The organism is Pseudomonas sp. BAV 4579, assembly GCF_009765395.1.
In the GTDB taxonomy this organism is placed as follows: Bacteria; Pseudomonadota; Gammaproteobacteria; order Pseudomonadales; family Pseudomonadaceae; genus Chryseomonas; species Chryseomonas aestiva.
On sequence record NZ_WHOV01000078.1, the window covers coordinates 1 to 16,771 of the forward strand.

The window sequence follows — 16,771 nt, forward strand, 5'->3', positions numbered from 1 at the left end:
GACCGGCCTGGATCTGCCCTATGTCGTATCCCTACGCTGGCAATCCATGGTCGAGCCTCAAACCTATCACGCGTTGTTCACCATCCCTGATTGGGCCAGGGCAAAGATGGTAGAGCGTATCCCGGACCAGTGTCCAAGCGGCTATCACTTCGACTATCGCGAAGCCCTCACTATCGGCCTGGCGCCCGGCGGGGTGGTCAAGGTCTGGATCATGGGCCCCTGCCTCGATCCTATCGAAGTTCTGACCCTCCAGGCCGAGATCGAACCCAAGGGGCCCTATGGTGGCAAGTCGGGCGGCAAATACCGACCGCTGTCGCCGGTAGTTAAAAGCTATGTCGACAAGTACGGCGTGCCTTATGGCAGCTGGTGGGCGCCGATTCCCTACACCACGGTAGGGCTCTGAACGTCTAGCCTAACGCTCAGGCCTCGCCGTGCCGCTGCAGCGCCCATTCCACGTGCTCACGCACCAGGGGTGAGGGGTGTTCGCGCTGCAGCTTCAGGGCTTCCACAACCGGGATGCTGGTGGGGGCATTGCCCAGGCCGACGGCCAGATTGCGCAGCCAGCGCTCGTAGCCGGCGCGGCGCAGGGGCGAGCCTTCGGTGCGGCTGAGGAATTCGGCTTCGGTCCAGCGGAACAGTTCGGCCAGGCTGGCACTGTCCAGGCGGTGGCGCGGCTGGAAATCGCCTTCGGCGGTGGGCTTGGCGAAGCGATTCCAGGGACAGACCAGCTGGCAGTCGTCGCAGCCAAAGACCCGGTTGCCGATTAGTGGCCGCAGCTCCAGCGGGATGGAGCCCTTGAACTCGATGGTCAGGTAGGAAATGCAGCGCCGGGCGTCGAGCTGATAGGGGCCGACGAAGGCCTGGGTCGGGCAGATGTCCAGGCAGGCGCGGCAGGTGCCGCAGTGATCGCGCGGGGTGGGGTCGTCCACCGGCAGGGGCACGTCGACGAAGAGTTCGCCGAGAAAGAACCAGCTGCCGGCCTTGCGATTGAGCACCAGGGTGTTCTTGCCGATCCAGCCCAGGCCGGCCTGTTCGGCGATGGCCTTTTCCAGCACCGGCGCACTGTCGACGAAGGCGCGATAGCCGAAGGGGCCGATCTCGCCCTGGATGCGCTCGGCCAGTTGTTGCAGGCGCTTGCGGATCAGCTTGTGGTAGTCGCGGCCCAGGGCGTAGCGCGAGACGTAGGCGGCCGCTCCGTCGGCCAGGCGCTCGCTCATGCGGGTGTCGCCGGGCAGGTAGTCCATGCGCAGGGAAACCACCCTCAGGGTCCCCGGGACCAGTTCGGCCGGTCGCGAACGTTTGCTGCCGTGCGCGGCCATATAGTCCATCTCGCCATGGAAACCGGCGGCCAGCCAGCGCTCCAGATGTTCCTCGTGACGTGCCAGATCCAGCCCGGCGATGCCGGTCTGCTGAAAGCCCAATTCCCGACCCCAGGTCTTGATGAGGTCGGCCAGGGCGGCGAGATCGAGAGCGACAGCGGACATCGACGGGAACGCACAGGCAGGAGGGCCGCCTATTTTGCCAGACTCCGGAGGCTTTCCCAGCATGCACGACGAACTGCCGTTCCAGCTCTACAGCGCCCAGCAGATACGGGATCTCGACGCCCAACTGATCGCCGGCGATCTGCCCGGTCTCGAGTTGATGAGACGCGCGGCGGCCGCGGCCTGGCGCTCGTTGCGCCACGGCTGGCCCCATGCCGGCGCCCTCTGCGTGCTGGCCGGCGGTGGCAACAATGCCGGCGACGGCTATCTGGTCGCTGCGCTGGCGCGAAAGGCGGGCTGGCAGGCGCGGGTCTGGTACCTGGCCGATCCCGCCGGACTCCAGGGCGACGCCGCCCTGGCCCAGGCCGAGGCCCTGGCCGCCGGCGTGGACATCCGGCCCTGGCGCGCGGACGCTCCGCTCGAAGGCGTGGTGGTCGACGCCTTGCTGGGCACCGGGCTCAAGGGCGCCGCACGCGAGCCCTATGCCGCGGCCATCGAGCGGATCAACGCCAGCGAATTGCCGGTGGTGGCCATCGACATCCCCTCCGGACTTGATGCCGACACCGGCGCTGCGGCGGGCGCTCTGGTGCGCGCCGATCTGACCATCACCTTCATCGGCCTCAAGCTCGGGCTGTTCACCGGCAAGGGCCCGGATCACGTCGGCAGTCTGGTGTTCGAGCCGCTGGTGGAGGAGCCGCAGAATCCCGCCCATGCCACCGCCCAGCGCCTGGCGCCTGGCAACCTGCCGCGCCTGGCGGCGCGCCCGCTCAATGCGCACAAGGGGCAATACGGTCATCTGCTGGTGATCGGCGGCGACGAAGGTACTGGTGGCGCAGCCATCATGACCAGCGAGGCGGCGCTGCGCTGTGGCGTGGGCATGCTCAGCCTGGCGACCCGACCGTCCAACGTCACCGCGGTGCTGGCGCGGCGGCCGGAAGTGATGGTCGCCGGGGTGCATTCCAGTTTCGCCGTGCTGGAGCTGGCCAGGAAGGCCGATGTGCTCGCGGTCGGACCGGGCCTGGGGCAGGGCGCCTGGGGCAAGGCCCTGGCCAGTGCCGCCGCGACGCTGGACGTCGCCCAGGTCTGGGACGCCGATGCCCTCAATCTGCTGGCCGCCGGGGTGGTCGAGGCGCCACGTGGGCCCTGGGTGATGACGCCCCATCCCGGCGAAGCGGCGCGGCTGCTGGAGGTCTCGATCAAGGATATCGAGGCCGATCGCCCCGGCAGCGCCCGCGAACTGGCGCGGCGCTACGGCGGCGTGGCGCTGCTCAAGGGCTTCGGCACCCTGATCGCCCACCCGGACGGCCGCATGGCGCTGTGCGGAGAAGGGCATCCGGCGATGGCCACGGGTGGCCTGGGAGACATTCTCACCGGTATCATCGCCGCCCTGCTGGGGCAGGGGCTGGCGCCCTTCGAGGCCGCCTGCCTGGGCGCCTGGCTGCACGGCCGTGCCGGCGCCGAGCTGGGTCGCCAGGGCCGCGGTCTCGCCGCCAGCGATCTGCCCCCGGTCGCCCGCCAGTTGCTCGAGGAACTCCAGCCATGCCTGAACTGACCCTGCACGCCGCCGACGAAGACGCCATGTATGCCCTGGGTACCCGCCTGGCCCAGGCCAGCGGCGGTCGCGGTGTGCTCTATCTGCACGGCGATCTCGGTGCCGGCAAGACCACCCTGTCGCGGGGCATCCTGCGCGGTCTCGGCCATGGCGGCGCGGTGAAGAGTCCTACCTTCACCCTGGTCGAGCCCTACGAACTGGCCAGCGGTGCGGTCTATCACTTCGACCTCTACCGCCTGGCCGATCCGGAAGAGCTGGAGTTCATGGGGATTCGCGACTACTTCACACCCGAGGCCTTGTGCCTGGTGGAATGGCCCGAGCGCGGTCAGGGCTTTTTGCCAAAGCCGGACCTGGACATTACCATTACGCCACGCGCCGACGGCCGTGATCTACGCCTGGTCAGCCAGGGCGCTCACGGCGAGGCCTGGTGCGCCGCCCTCGCGCCCTAGGCGCCGATCCCTCGTTCTCCAGCTATACGGTCGCAGGCATGCGCAAGCGTTTTTTCAGGTCGGGACTCGGCCTGTTGTTGTTGATTCTCAGCAGTCAGTTGCTGGCCGCCACCCAGATCAAGGGCATGCGCGTCTGGCGTGCGCCCGACAATACCCGTCTGGTGTTCGATCTGACCGGCCCGGTCAAGGCCAGTGTCTTCACCCTCAGTGCCCCGGATCGCATCGTCATCGACCTGTCCGGCGCACAGCTCGACGGTGGGCTGAACGAAAAGCCGCTGCGCAACACCCCCATCACCGGCCTGCGCGCGGCCCAGCGTTCGCCGGGCGAGGTGCGCCTGGTGCTGGACACCAAGGGCGCCCTGACGCCCAAGAGTTTCACCCTGGCGCCCAACAAGGAATACGGCAATCGCCTGGTGGTCGATCTGTACGACCAGGGCACCGATCCGGCCGCCAGCGACATCCCCGCCACCGTCACGCCCAACCTGCCGGCCACCCCGGTGACCCCGGCCCAGCCGGCGACCCGTCTGCCCTCCAGCCCCAGCGGCAAGCGCGACGTGGTGGTGGTGATCGACCCCGGTCATGGCGGTGAGGATCCGGGCGCCATCGGCCGCGGCAGGCTGTACGAGAAGAACGTGGTGCTGGCCATCGCCAAGCAGCTGCAGGCCAATCTCAACCGGCAGAAGGGCTTTCGCGCCGAGCTGACCCGCACCAGCGACTACTTCATCCCGTTGCGCCAACGACAGGTCATCGCCCGCAAGAAGGGGGCCGACCTGTTCATCTCCATCCATGCCGACTCCGCACCCAGCGCCAGCGCCGAGGGCGTCACCGTCTTCGCCCTGTCCCAGCGCGGCGCCACCTCCGAGGCGGCGCGCTGGCTGGCCGATGCGGAAAACCGCTCCGACCAGGTTGGTGGGGTGTCCGATGCCCTGGACAACAAGGACCCGATGCTCGCCGGGGTGCTCATGGACCTGTCCATGACCGCCACCGTGGCCTCCAGCCTGGAGGTCGGCCAGACCATCCTCGGTCAGGTCGGGCGCGCGACCAAGCTCCTGCATTCGCGGGTGGAGCAGGCCGGTTTCATGGTGCTGAAATCGCCGGACATCCCCTCGATCCTGGTGGAGACCGGCTTCATCACTAATGCCAACGAGTCGGCCAAGCTGGCCAGTCCGGCGCACCAGGGTCTGCTCGCCCGGCAGATCCAGGCCGGTATCGTGCAGTACTTCCAGCATCGTCCGCCGCCAGGCACCTACCTGGCCTGGCAGCGCGAGCAGCGGGGCGACAAGGTAGGCAGCGTGCGCGGCTTCGATCAGCACCGGGTGCAGCCCGGCGAAAGCCTGAGCCTCATCGCCCGTCGCTATGATGTCGATCTCTCCACCCTGCGCGCCGCCAACGGGCTGCGTGGCAATCGCATCCGCTCTGGTCAGGTGTTGACCATCCCCACCCACGAACTGGCGGCCAGCAATGACTGAACCCCGGCGCATCCAGCTGCTCAGCCCGCGGCTGTCCAACCAGATCGCCGCCGGCGAGGTGGTCGAACGCCCCGCCTCGGTGGCCAAGGAGCTGCTGGAGAACAGCCTGGACGCCGGTGCCCGGCGCATCGACATCGAGGTGGAACAGGGCGGGGTCAAGCTGCTGCGCATCCGCGACGACGGTCACGGCATCCCGGCGGATGACCTGCACCTGGCCCTGGCGCGCCACGCCACCAGCAAGATCTATCACCTGGACGAATTGGAAAGCGTCACCAGCCTGGGCTTTCGCGGCGAGGCCCTGGCGTCGGTCAGTTCGGTGTCGCGCCTCACCCTGACCTCGCGTTTTCGCGGCGAGGACCAGGCCTGGCAGGTGGAGACCGAAGGCCGCGAGATGCAGCCACGGGTGCAGCCCGCCGCCCATCCCCAGGGCACCTCGGTGGAGGTGCGCGACCTATTCTTCAATACCCCGGCGCGGCGCAAGTTCCTGCGCGCCGAAAAGACCGAATTCGATCACCTGCAGGAAGTGGTGCGGCGCCTGGCGCTGGCGCGCTTCGACGTGGGTTTTCATCTGCGACACAACGGCAAGAGCGTGCTGGCCCTGCATCCGGCGAGCGATCCCCAGAGCCAGGGGCGGCGAGTCGGCGCAGTCTGCAGCCCGGCTTTTCTCGAACAGGCGCTGCCGCTGGAGCACGAGCGCAACGGCCTGCGCCTGTGGGGCTGGGTCGGCCTGCCGACCTTTTCGCGCAGCCAGGCGGATCTGCAGTACTTCTATGTCAACGGCCGCATGGTGCGCGACAAGCTGGTCGCCCATGCGGTGCGCCAGGCCTATCGCGACGTTCTCTACAACGGCCGCCACCCGGCCTTCGTGCTGTTCCTGGAAGTGGATCCGGCGGTGGTGGACGTCAACGTCCATCCCACCAAGCACGAGGTGCGTTTCCGCGACAGCCGCCAGGTGCACGACTTCCTCTACGGCACCCTGCACCGCGCCCTCGGCGATATCCGTCCCGACGACCAGATCGCCGTGGTGGCGCCCACGACCCCGGCGCCGCTGAGCGGTCCGGCCGCCGGTGAATTCGGCCCCCAGGGCGAGATGCGCCTGGCCGCCGCTATGTTGCACGACAGCCCTGCGCCGCCGGCCCAGCCCTTCGCCGGTGGTGGCGGGGCGGGTGGCGCCGCGCATTACGCGCCCACCCCGCAGCCCTATGCGGGCGCGCCGGTGGCCGAGGTGCAGAGCGCCTACAAGGCCTTCTTCGCGCCGCTGCCGGAGGGTGCCGAAGCCGCGTCCCTGCCGGTGGAACAGGGCGACGTACCGCCGCTGGGTTATGCCCTGGCGCAACTCAAGGGCATCTACATCCTCGCCGAGAATGCCCAGGGCCTGATCCTGGTGGACATGCACGCCGCCCACGAGCGCATCACCTACGAGCGGCTCAAGGTGGCCATGGCCAGCGAAGGCCTGCGCGGTCAGCCGCTGCTGGTGCCGGAATCCCTGGCGGTCAGCGAGCGCGAGGCCGATTGCGCCGAAGAGCACGGCCAGTGGTTCGAGCGGCTCGGCTTCGAATTGCAGCGGCTCAGCCCCGAGACCCTGGCCATCCGGCAGATCCCCGCGCTGCTCAAGCAGGCCCAGGCCGCGCGACTGGTGCAGGACGTGCTCGCCGACCTGCTGGACTATGGCACCAGCGATCGCATCCAGGCGCACCTCAACGAATTGCTCGGCACCATGGCCTGCCATGGCTCGGTACGCGCCAACCGGCGGCTGACCCTGCCTGAGATGAATGCCCTGCTGCGCGACATGGAAACCACCGAGCGCAGCGGCCAGTGCAACCACGGTCGGCCCACCTGGGCCCAGCTCAGCCTGGACGACCTGGACAAACTCTTCCTGCGCGGCCGCTGACCGCCCCGCCGTGTCCCGCGCGGCGCCCTTCGAGAATCCCTCATGACCGCCCCCCTGCCGCCCGCCATCTTCCTCATGGGCCCGACCGCCTCCGGCAAGACCGATCTCGCCATCGAACTGGCACGGCTGCTGCCCGTCGAGCTGATCAGCGTGGACTCGGCGCTCATCTATCGCGGCATGGACATAGGCACCGCCAAACCCGGCGCCGAGCTGCTGGCCGCCCATCCGCACCGGCTGGTGGACATCCGCGATCCCGCCGAGAGCTATTCCGCCGCCGAATTTCGGGCCGATGCCCTGGCGGCCATGGCCGAGATCACCGCGGCCGGACGCATCCCCCTGCTGGTGGGCGGCACCATGCTCTATTTCAAGGCCCTGCTCGAAGGCCTGGCCGACATGCCCGGTGCCGATGCCGGGGTGCGCGCCGAGATCGAGGCGCTGGCGGCCACGGCGGGCTGGGGCGAGATTCATAGACAACTGGCCGAGGTCGATCCGGTGTCGGCCGCGCGCATCCATCCCAACGACCCCCAGCGCCTCCTGCGCGCCCTCGAGGTGTATCGGGTCAGCGGTCAGTCGATGACCGCGCATCGCGCGCTGCAAATGAGCGCCAATGCCGATTCGAACGGCGCGCCCCAGACGCAATTACCCTATACTGTGGCCCAATTGATCCTGGCGCCCGGTCGGCGTGAGGTGCTCCATGCGCGTATCGCCGAGCGCTTCAATCTGATGCTGGAACAGGGCTTCATCGACGAAGTTTCAGCCTTGCGGGAACGTCCCGATCTGCATCCTGGTCTGCCGTCCATGCGATCCGTAGGCTATCGTCAGGTGTGGGAGTTCCTGGAAGGGGATTGCACGCGGGAAGAGATGGTGGCGCGTGGCGTGGCGGCGACGCGGCAATTGGCGAAGCGGCAGTTGACCTGGTTGCGTGGCTGGCCCGCCGCGCACAGCTTCGACAGCCTGGCTTGTGACAATCTGCCGCGGATCTTGAAATGCCTGGCCGGTGACACCATATCGCCCCACAGCTGAATCGTTTTTGTCCGCGTGTCCATGGTGGGCAGCGGAAACTGGCATGTCGCCAGATCGGTATTTTCATTTCCTTAGGAGAGCGACACGATGTCAAAAGGGCATTCGCTACAAGACCCTTACCTGAACACCCTGCGTAAAGAGCGCGTTCCGGTTTCCATCTATCTCGTCAACGGTATCAAGCTGCAGGGTCAGATCGAGTCCTTCGACCAGTTCGTGATTCTGCTCAAGAACACCGTCAGCCAGATGGTCTACAAGCATGCAATCTCCACCGTGGTGCCGAGCCGCCCGGTCCGTCTGCCCAGCTCCGAGACGAGCGAGTCGGATAGCGAATAAATAACAAGAGGAGCGCCCTGTTGTTCTTCGAGCGTCACGAAGGTGGTGAGCGGGCCATTCTGGTCCATTTGGAAGGCCTGCATCCCGAGGCGCGCGAAGATCCTCAGGAGTTTCTCGAACTCGCGCGATCGGCGGGTGCGGAGACCGTGTCTTTCGTCACGGTGAATCGCAGCCAGCCGACCGCGCGTTATCTCATCGGTACCGGCAAGGTCGAAGAACTGCACGACCAGGTGCACGCCCATGCCGCCGATCTGGTCATCTTCAACCATGACCTCACGCCCAGTCAGGAACGCAACCTCGAAAAAGCCTTCGAGTGCCGCGTCCTCGACCGCACGGGCCTCATTCTCGATATCTTCGCCCAGCGCGCCCGGACCCACGAGGGCAAGCTGCAGGTGGAGCTCGCCCAGCTCGAACATATGAGCACGCGGCTGGTACGCGGCTGGACCCACCTCGAACGCCAGAAGGGCGGTATTGGTCTGCGCGGCCCGGGTGAAACCCAGCTGGAGACCGACCGTCGTCTGCTGCGGATCCGCATCCGCCAGATCCGCCAGCGCCTGGACAAGGTGCGCAGCCAGCGCGAGCAGGCCCGGCGCGGGCGTCGGCGGGCCGAGATTCCCTCGGTGTCCCTGGTCGGCTATACCAATGCCGGCAAGTCCACCCTGTTCAACAGCCTCACCGAATCCGGCGTCTATGCGGCCAACCTGCTGTTCGCCACCCTCGATCCCACCCTGCGCCGTCTGGAGCTGCCGGATCTGGGGCCGATCGTGCTGGCCGATACCGTGGGCTTCATCCGCCATCTGCCGCACAAGCTGGTCGAGGCCTTTCGCGCGACCCTGGAGGAATCCAGCAACTCCGACCTGTTGCTGCACGTGATCGATGCCCACGAGGACGATCGCCAGCTGCAGATCGAGCAGGTCGAGGCGGTGCTGCACGAAATCGGCGCCGATGAGCTGCCGATGCTGGAAATCTACAACAAGCTCGATCTGCTCGACGGGGTCGAGCCGCATATCCAGCGCGACGACGAAACCGGGCGCCCGATCCGGGTCTGGGTGTCGGCGCGCGAAGGTCGCGGTCTGGAGCTGGTCGGCCAGGCCGTCGCCGAATTGCTCGGCGAGGATCTCTTCGTCGGCGTGCTGCGCCTGCCCCAGCGGCATGCCCGGCTGCGCGCGCAGCTGTTTGACCTGGGCGTGGTTCGCCAGGACGATCATGATGACGAAGGCAACATCCTGTTGTCTGTACGAGTACCCCGCGCCGAACTCAATCGACTGCTCAGCCGGGCCGGTGAAGAGCCGGAAGTCTTTATCCAGCAACATGTTTTGCAATAAACCCCCGCTCGGCGCTTTTGTTCGGGCAGGGACCATCCGGTAGCATTGGTCGGCGCGCCATTTCGGCGCGTTTTCGCGTTATCAGTAGGGAGAGCGCTATGGCTTGGAACGAGCCCGGTGGCAACTCGAACAATCAAGACCCCTGGGGCGGCCGCAACAACAACGGTGGCGGCAATGGTGGACGCAAGGGGCCGCCGGATCTCGACGAAGCCTTGCGTAAGTTTCAGGACCGCATCAACCGCCTGGTCGGCGGCAAGAAGCGGTCCGGCGGCAGTGGCGGCGACAGTTTCGGCTCGGGTGGTGGCAAGGGCTTGCTGCTCCTGGGCGTACTGCTGGTCGGCGCGCTCTGGCTGTACAACGCCGTCTACGTTGTGGACGAGCAGGAGCAGGCGGTGGTGCTGCGCCTGGGCAAATACCATGAGACGGTAGGGCCCGGCCTGAACATCTACTTCCCGCCCTTCGAGACCAAGTACCAGGAAAACGTGACCCGTGAGCGGGCCTACAGCAAGCAGGGCGCCATGCTGACCCAGGACGAGAACATCGTCGAGGTGCCGCTGACCGTCCAGTACCGCATCACCAACCTCAAGGACTTCGTCCTCAACGTCGACCAGCCCGAGGTCAGCCTGCAGCAGGCGACCGACAGCGCGGTGCGCCACGTGGCCGGCTCCTCGACCATGGATCAGTTGCTGACCGACGGCCGCGAGCAGGTCGCCACCAATGTGCGCGAGCGTCTGCAGCGCTTCCTCGACACCTACGGCACCGGCATCACCGTGACCCAGGTGAACATCCAGAGCGCCGCGGCGCCGCGTGAAGTTCAGGAAGCCTTCGACGACGTGATCCGTGCTCGCGAGGATGAGCAGCGCGAGAAGAACCAGGCCGAAGCCTATGCCAACGGCGTGATCCCCGAGGCTCGCGGTGCTGCCCAGCGCATCATCGAGGAGGCCAACGGCTATCGCGACGAAGTCGTGGCCCGGGCCCAGGGTGATGCCTCGCGCTTCAGCCAGCTGGCGGTCCAGTACGCGGCCAATCCGCAGCTGACCCGCGAGCGTCTGTACATCGAGACGATGCAGGAAGTGCTTGGCCAGTCGAGCAAGATCATGGTCACCGGTCAGGCCGGCCAGAATCTGCTCTATCTGCCGCTCGACAAGCTGATGCAGAACCGTGCCCCGGCACCGACCTCGGCCATCAGCAGCGGTGCTGCCCCGGCGGCATCGAGCGACACGGCGGCCTCGGTCATTCGCAATCTGCCGCAGTCCACCGAAGCGCGTACGAGGGAGAGCCGCTGATGAGCAACAAATCGCTGGCCGCGCTGATCGTCGTGGTCGTTCTGGGCCTTGCGGCCTGGAGCAGTCTGTTCGTGGTGAAGGAGACCGAGCGCGCGGTGATGCTGCGCTTCGGTCGCGTGGTCGAGCCCAACCTGGAGCCCGGTCTGCACTTCAAGATCCCGTACGTCAACCGGGTACGCAAGTTCGATGCCCGCCTGCAGACGCTGGATACCCCGACGCAGCGTTTCCTGACGCTGGAAAAGAAAGCGGTGATGGTCGATGCCTACGCCAAGTGGCGCATCTTCAATGCCGATCGCTACTACACCGCGACTTCGGGTCTCAAGCAGATCGCCGACGAACGCCTGCTGCGCCGCCTGGAAGCGGGACTGCGTGACCAGTTCGGTCGTCGCACCCTGCACGAGGTGGTCTCCGGTGAGCGGGATGCCATGGTCGGTTCGCTGACCGCGGCGCTGAACAAGATGGCCAACCAGGAGCTGGGTATCGAGGTGCTGGACGTACGCGTCAAGGCCATCGACCTGCCCAAGGAAGTCAGCCGCAGCGTCTATGAGCGGATGAGTACCGAGCGTGAACGGGAAGCCCGTGAGCACCGGGCCAAGGGTCGCGAACTGGCCGAAGGCATCCGTGCCGACGCCGATCGTCAGCGCCGCGTGCTGCTGGCCGAAGCCTATCGCCAGGCCGAACAGGCCCGTGGTGAGGGTGATGCCCAGGCGGCCCAGGTGTATTCCCAGGCCTACTCGAAGAATCCGTCGTTCTTCTCCTTCTATCGCAGCCTGCAGGCCTATCGCTCCAGCTTCTCCAGCAAGAGCGATGTCCTGGTGCTGGATCCGAAGAGCGATTTCTTCAAGTATTTCCAGAGTCCGGGGCAGTGAGGTCCGGGATGAGCGGCGGCTAGGCTTCGCTCGTCGTTCATCCCCGATCGCCGATTTTTTCGTGTTATCATGAATCAGCCGGGGCCATCCCCGGCTTTTTTGCGTCCGTACGAAACCCGTGGAAGGGCGACGCCCTGGCTGATCCGGGTAGCAATCCACGGCAGAGCGGCTTGATCCGGCGGCAGGATTCTCCAGGAATCCACTGCGCCGACCTCGGCAGCCGCGTGCCGATCCATGACATGGAGAAGAGGCCTAATGGCTACGGTAGACCGCTGGCTGCTGCCTGACAGTATCGAGGAAATCCTGCCGCCCGACGCGGCGCGCATCGAAGGCGCTCGGCGCCGGGTGCTGGAACTGTTCCATTGCTGGGGCTACGAGTTCGTCATCACCCCGCACCTGGAATTCCTGGAATCGCTGCTCACCGGCGCGGCCAAGGAGCTGGAGCTGCGCACCTTCAAGGTGACCGATCCCAGTTCCGGTCGCCTCATGGGCTTCCGCTCCGACATCACGCCCCAGGTGGCGCGCATGGAAGCCCATAGCCTCAAGCAGAGCGGCCCGAGCCGACTGTGCTATGCCGGCAGCGTGCTGCATACCCGTCCCCGTGCCCTGTCCACCTCGCGCAGCCCGATCCAGGTCGGCGCCGAGCTCTATGGCGTGCCCGGCAGCGAAGGGGATCTGGAAGTCATCAGCCTGATGCTCGATGTGCTCGAGCAGGCCCAGGTGCCCGATATCCACATGGATCTGGGGCACGTGGGGATCTATCGCGGGCTGTGCCAGGCGGCCGGCATCTCCGGCGCCAGCGAGCAGCAGCTGTTCGATGCCCTGCAGCGCAAGGCGGTCGACGAGATCGCCGAGCTGACCGCCGAGTTGCCCGCCGCCGAGCGCGGCTGGCTGCGTGCCCTGGTCGAGCTCAGCGGCGATGCCGCGGTGCTCGACCAGGCCCGGCAGCGCCTGGCGGGTGCGCCCGCAGGCGTCCTGCAGTCGCTGGACGAGCTGATCGCCCTGGCCGATTCGCTCAAGGGGCGTTTCCCGGGCGTGCCGCTGTATTTCGATCTGGGCGAGTTGCGCGGTTATCACTACCACACCGGGGTGGTCTTCGCCGCCTTCGTGCCGGGCACCGGGCAGTCCATCGCCCAGGGTGGTCGCTATGACAACATCGGCGCCGACTTCGGCCGTTCGCGTCCCGCCACCGGCTTTTCCACCGATCTGAAGACCCTCGTCGAGCTGGGCACCGCCGTGCTCGACGAGCCGCGCCGCGGTATCTGGGCGCCGGCTGGCCATGCGCCGGTGCTCTGGCAGGCGGTGCGCGAATTGCGCGCCGCGGGCGAGCGGGTGGTCCAGGCCACCGGTCATGATGACGCGGACCAGCTGCACAGCTCGGGTTGCGATCGCCGCCTGGTCGAGCAGCAGGGCGCCTGGGTCGTGGTGCCCTTGAATTCCTAAGCACCGGATCTGGCATCCGGGTGAACGTGAGCATCGTCGGCCTGGCCGACAGAAATCTTCCTGACAGGGGATAAGGTTATGGGTAAGAACGTCGTCGTCCTGGGCACCCAGTGGGGTGATGAGGGCAAGGGCAAGATCGTGGACCTGCTGACCGACCAGGCCGCTGCCGTGGTGCGTTATCAGGGCGGCCACAACGCCGGCCACACGCTGGTCATCGATGGCCAGAAGACCATCCTGCGGCTGATTCCCTCGGGCATCCTGCGCGCCGACACCCAGTGCCTGATCGGCAATGGCGTGGTGCTGTCGCCGGAAGCCCTGTTCAAGGAAGTCGGCGAGCTGGAAGCGCGCGGCGTGCCGGTGCGCGAGCGCCTGCGCATCAGCTCGGCCTGCTCGCTGATCCTGCCCTATCACGTGGCCCTGGATCAGGCGCGTGAGAAGGCCCGTGGCGAAGCCAAGATCGGCACCACTGGTCGCGGCATCGGCCCGGCCTACGAAGACAAGATCGCCCGTCGCGGTCTGCGTGTCGGCGATCTGTTCCACCCGGAGCGTTTCGCGGTCAAGCTCAAGGAAGTGCTGGATTACCACAATTTCGTCCTGCAGAACTACTTCAACGAGCCGCCGGTGGACTTCCAGAAGACCTACGACGAGGCGATGGAGCACGCCAAGGTCATGCAGCCGCTGGTCATGGACGTCGTCAGCCGTCTGCACGAGCTGCGCAAGGCCGGTGAGAACCTGATGTTCGAAGGTGCCCAGGGCACCCTGCTGGACATCGACCACGGCACCTATCCTTTCGTCACCAGTTCCAACACCACCGCCGGTGGCGTGGCGACCGGTTCCGGCGTGGGTCCGCTGTATCTGGACTACATCCTCGGCATCACCAAGGCCTACACCACCCGCGTCGGCTCGGGTCCCTTCCCGACCGAACTGTTCGACGAGACCGGCGCCTACCTGGCCAAGCAGGGTCATGAGTTCGGCTCCGTCACCGGGCGTCCGCGCCGTTGCGGCTGGTTCGACGCCGTCATCCTGCGTCGCTCCATCGAGATCAACAGCATCTCCGGCCTGTGCCTGACCAAGCTGGACGTGCTCGACGGTCTGGAAACCGTGCGTATCTGCACCGGTTACAAGGATGCCGCCGGCAACCTGCTGACCGAGGCGCCTACCGACGCCGACAGCTACATCGGTCTGCAGCCGGTCTACGAGGACATGCCCGGCTGGAGCGAATCCACCGTGGGTGCCCAGAGCCTCGAGGCGCTGCCGGCCAATGCCCAGGCCTACATCCGCCGTATCGCCGAGCTGGTCGAGGCGCCGATCGACATCGTTTCGACCGGTCCGGATCGCAAGGAAACCATCGTGCTGCGCCATCCTTTCGCCTGATGCGCTAAAAGGATGCAGCCTGAAAAGCCCCGCCCCGTGGGGCTTTTCTGTTTTCGGGGTGCGAGAGGCGCTGGTAGGTCGGGGACGGCCGCTGGTCCGAAATGGCCAGCATATTGCTATGACTATTTATCGCTGAGGCTCCAGCTCTCCTCGAGTTGGCCGACAGCCTGTAAATGTCCCTCGCCGCTGGAGACCCCCATGTCGTTTCTCTTGTCGCTGCTGCGCAGCCGCCTGTTGCTGCCGGTATTCATCAGTCTGTTGCTCGCCGTCGTTCTCCAGGTGGGTCTGGCGCTCTGGCTGACCCAGGATGCGGTGAAGGGCCTGCAGTCCGGTCTGGCCGCACGCCTGTCCGGTGAATCCGAGCAGCTCGCCGAGACCCTGCGCCAGGCCGGTGGCGAGGTGGATGGCAGTCTTGCCGAGCTGGCCGGGCAGACCCGCACGCGGCTGGCCGAGGGGCTTGCGCAACGCCTGGCGCGCGAGCGGCAGCAGGTGGGTGAGACCCTGACCGCTACCCTCAAGAGCAATGCGCAGAATCTGGCCGAGTTGCTGGCGGGCGTGGCGCCCAAGGCGATGTGGGATGCCGATGTACCGGCGCTGTCCGACCTGGCGCGGCGGGCGCAGGGCAATCCCGAGGTGCTGTTCGTGGTGTTCCAGGATGCCCAGGGCCAGAATCTGACCCGTTATCTCAATCGTCAGGATGAGCGCGTGGCGCGCCTGCTCGCCATGGGGCAGGGCGAGGGTGCCCTGGCCAAGGTGCTGGATGCGGCGACCCGGGATCCCTCGGTCTATCGCGTGGATGCCTCCATCAGTCCCAATGGCGTGGAGATCGGCAAGGTGGTGGTGGGCTTTTCCACTCAGGTCATCGAGCGCACCGGCGCGGCCCTGGATCAGAGCTTCAAGAGTCTGATCGACGACGCTGGCGTTCTGGTCTCCAGCAGCGTGACGGCCGCCGCCAAAGGCAGTGCCGCGACCCTGGCGACGCGCCTGGAAGGCACTCGCCAGGCCGCCCTGGCCATGAGTCGCAATGCCGGTGAGACGGTCGCCGCCCTGGCGGGCGCGCTGCGCTGGCAGATCGCCCTGGGGCTGGTCGTGGTTGGCGTGGTGATGGTCGTGGCCGTGGCGCTGGTGCTGGGTCGACGGGTGCTGCGCCGGATCGGCGTGCTGCAGCGGGCGCTGGACGATCTGGCGGCCGGGGAGGGGGATCTGACCCGCCGCCTGCAGCTGGGGCAGGGCGATGAGATCCAGGCGTTGGGTGGCGCGGTCGATCGCTTCCTGGCCAAATTGCAACCGCTGGTAGGCGAGGCCCATGGCGTCGCCGCACGCACCGGCGAGGAAATCCGCGGCCTGGCCGGCAGCAGCGCCACCGCCGAAGCGGCAGCGCTGCGTCAGCGCGAAGAGGTGGCCCGCAGCCTGGAGGCCTTGTCCGGCATCGCCGCGGAGGCCGAGGGCGAAAGCCTGGCCATGCAGGGCGCGCTGCAGCAGGTGGAAGCCATCCGCAGCTCGGCCCAGAGCAATGCCCGGATCGCCACCGAGGTGGCCGAAGGTATCGAGGGGCTGGTGACCCAGGTCGAGTCGGGTGCCCGGGTGATCGAGCGGCTGGCCGCGCAAAGCGAGCAGATCGAGGTGGTGCTGGACGTGATCCGTGGGATCGCCGAGCAGACCAATCTGCTGGCGCTCAATGCGGCCATCGAGGCGGCTAGGGCCGGCGAGAGCGGGCGTGGCTTCGCGGTAGTCGCCGATGAGGTGCGGGCGCTGGCCAGCAAGACCCAGGAGTCCACCGGCAGCATCCGGACGCACATCGCCGGACTGCAGGACGGGGCACGCGAAGCGGTCGCCGCCATAGGCGCGGCGCGGCAGCAGGCCAGCAGCGGGTTGACCGTGCTGCGCGACAGCAAGCGCATCCAGCAGGATGTCCACCGCGCAGTGGACCAGGTGCATGCCAGCATGAGCACGGCTGCCCAGGCCGCCCAGCGCCAGGCGGCGGGTGCCGCGGCGGTGCGCCAGCGAGTCGAGGTCATCCATGGCGAGGCGCTGCGTGCAGCCCAGTCGGTGGCGGCCACCGCGGACAGCAGTCGTACCCTGGCGGAACTGGCTGCTCAGCTGCACGGCAGTCTGGGGCAGTTCAAGGCGTAGGGGAGACCCGCGCCTTTTCGCGGGCAAGAAAAAACCGGCCGAGGCCGGTTTTTTCTGTTGCGTCCGATCTGGGATCGTCCGCTTGGTATTGGTGCCCAGGAGAAGACTCGAACTTCCACGGTGTTGCCACCGCTAGGACCTGA

The 16,771-nt window shown here is 66.9% G+C and carries 14 protein-coding genes and 1 pseudogene; 14 read left to right on the plus strand and 1 reads right to left on the minus strand.

The genetic code is table 11. The features are described from left to right. Positions 1 to 403 (plus strand): DUF2931 family protein (locus GSQ95_RS15980; RefSeq protein WP_158973851.1); only part of this gene is annotated, 403 nt, incomplete at its 5' end. A gap of 16 nt (positions 404 to 419) precedes the next feature. Here GSQ95_RS15980 and queG read toward each other — a convergent pair. After that, positions 420 to 1,484: a tRNA epoxyqueuosine(34) reductase QueG gene (gene queG, locus GSQ95_RS15985; protein WP_158891405.1), complete on the minus strand. Its 1,065-nt coding sequence runs from the start codon at positions 1,482 to 1,484 to the stop codon at positions 420 to 422. Positions 1,485 to 1,545: 61 nt separating this feature from the next. Between queG and GSQ95_RS15990 the strand changes: the two genes are divergently transcribed. The 13 genes and pseudogenes from GSQ95_RS15990 (at position 1,546) to GSQ95_RS27190 (ending at position 16,628) form a co-directional block, all read left to right on the plus strand. Beyond that, positions 1,546 to 3,033: an NAD(P)H-hydrate dehydratase gene (locus GSQ95_RS15990; RefSeq protein ID WP_158891403.1), complete on the plus strand. Its 1,488-nt coding sequence runs from the start codon at positions 1,546 to 1,548 to the stop codon at positions 3,031 to 3,033. Beyond that, positions 3,021 to 3,482, plus strand: a complete 462-nt coding sequence (tsaE, locus tag GSQ95_RS15995; protein ID WP_158891401.1) for a tRNA (adenosine(37)-N6)-threonylcarbamoyltransferase complex ATPase subunit type 1 TsaE — start codon at positions 3,021 to 3,023, stop codon at positions 3,480 to 3,482. Before GSQ95_RS15990 ends, tsaE begins: the two co-directional genes overlap by 13 nt. 38 nt (positions 3,483 to 3,520) lie before the next feature. Continuing rightward, complete coding sequence (locus GSQ95_RS16000) at positions 3,521 to 4,951, plus strand: N-acetylmuramoyl-L-alanine amidase (protein ID WP_158891399.1); 1,431 nt, start codon at positions 3,521 to 3,523, stop codon at positions 4,949 to 4,951. After that, on the plus strand, positions 4,944 to 6,842 hold the full coding sequence (gene mutL, locus GSQ95_RS16005; RefSeq protein ID WP_158891397.1) for a DNA mismatch repair endonuclease MutL: 1,899 nt from the start codon (positions 4,944 to 4,946) through the stop codon (positions 6,840 to 6,842). Before GSQ95_RS16000 ends, mutL begins: the two co-directional genes overlap by 8 nt. Before the next feature lie 42 nt (positions 6,843 to 6,884). Then, entirely contained in the window at positions 6,885 to 7,865 is a 981-nt protein-coding gene (miaA, locus tag GSQ95_RS16010) for a tRNA (adenosine(37)-N6)-dimethylallyltransferase MiaA (RefSeq protein WP_158891395.1), read from the plus strand. 87 nt (positions 7,866 to 7,952) lie between these two features. Then, positions 7,953 to 8,198 (plus strand): RNA chaperone Hfq, encoded by a 246-nt coding sequence (gene hfq, locus GSQ95_RS16015; protein WP_007161156.1) that lies wholly within the window; start codon positions 7,953 to 7,955, stop codon positions 8,196 to 8,198. 20 nt (positions 8,199 to 8,218) lie between these two features. Next, on the plus strand, positions 8,219 to 9,523 hold the full coding sequence (gene hflX / locus GSQ95_RS16020; RefSeq protein ID WP_158891393.1) for a ribosome rescue GTPase HflX: 1,305 nt from the start codon (positions 8,219 to 8,221) through the stop codon (positions 9,521 to 9,523). Between the two features lie 98 nt (positions 9,524 to 9,621). After that, on the plus strand, positions 9,622 to 10,809 hold the full coding sequence (gene hflK / locus GSQ95_RS16025; protein WP_158891391.1) for an FtsH protease activity modulator HflK: 1,188 nt from the start codon (positions 9,622 to 9,624) through the stop codon (positions 10,807 to 10,809). After that, positions 10,809 to 11,678: a protease modulator HflC gene (hflC, locus tag GSQ95_RS16030; protein ID WP_017642910.1), complete on the plus strand. Its 870-nt coding sequence runs from the start codon at positions 10,809 to 10,811 to the stop codon at positions 11,676 to 11,678. The genes hflK and hflC overlap by 1 nt, the downstream gene beginning before the upstream one ends. 255 nt (positions 11,679 to 11,933) lie before the next feature. Continuing rightward, positions 11,934 to 13,121: an ATP phosphoribosyltransferase regulatory subunit gene (locus tag GSQ95_RS16035; RefSeq protein WP_158891389.1), complete on the plus strand. Its 1,188-nt coding sequence runs from the start codon at positions 11,934 to 11,936 to the stop codon at positions 13,119 to 13,121. Positions 13,122 to 13,199: 78 nt separating this feature from the next. Beyond that, entirely contained in the window at positions 13,200 to 14,495 is a 1,296-nt protein-coding gene (locus GSQ95_RS16040; protein ID WP_059316388.1) for an adenylosuccinate synthase, read from the plus strand. A 1,104-nt stretch (positions 14,496 to 15,599) separates the two neighbouring features. Further along, positions 15,600 to 15,770: pseudogene (locus tag GSQ95_RS27185) on the plus strand (HAMP domain-containing protein); the annotation flags it as partial. Positions 15,771 to 15,893: 123 nt separating this feature from the next. Continuing rightward, a complete protein-coding gene (locus GSQ95_RS27190; RefSeq protein ID WP_372241643.1) occupies positions 15,894 to 16,628 on the plus strand; it encodes a methyl-accepting chemotaxis protein in 735 nt (244 codons plus the stop codon). Positions 16,629 to 16,771: the final 143 nt, after the last annotated feature.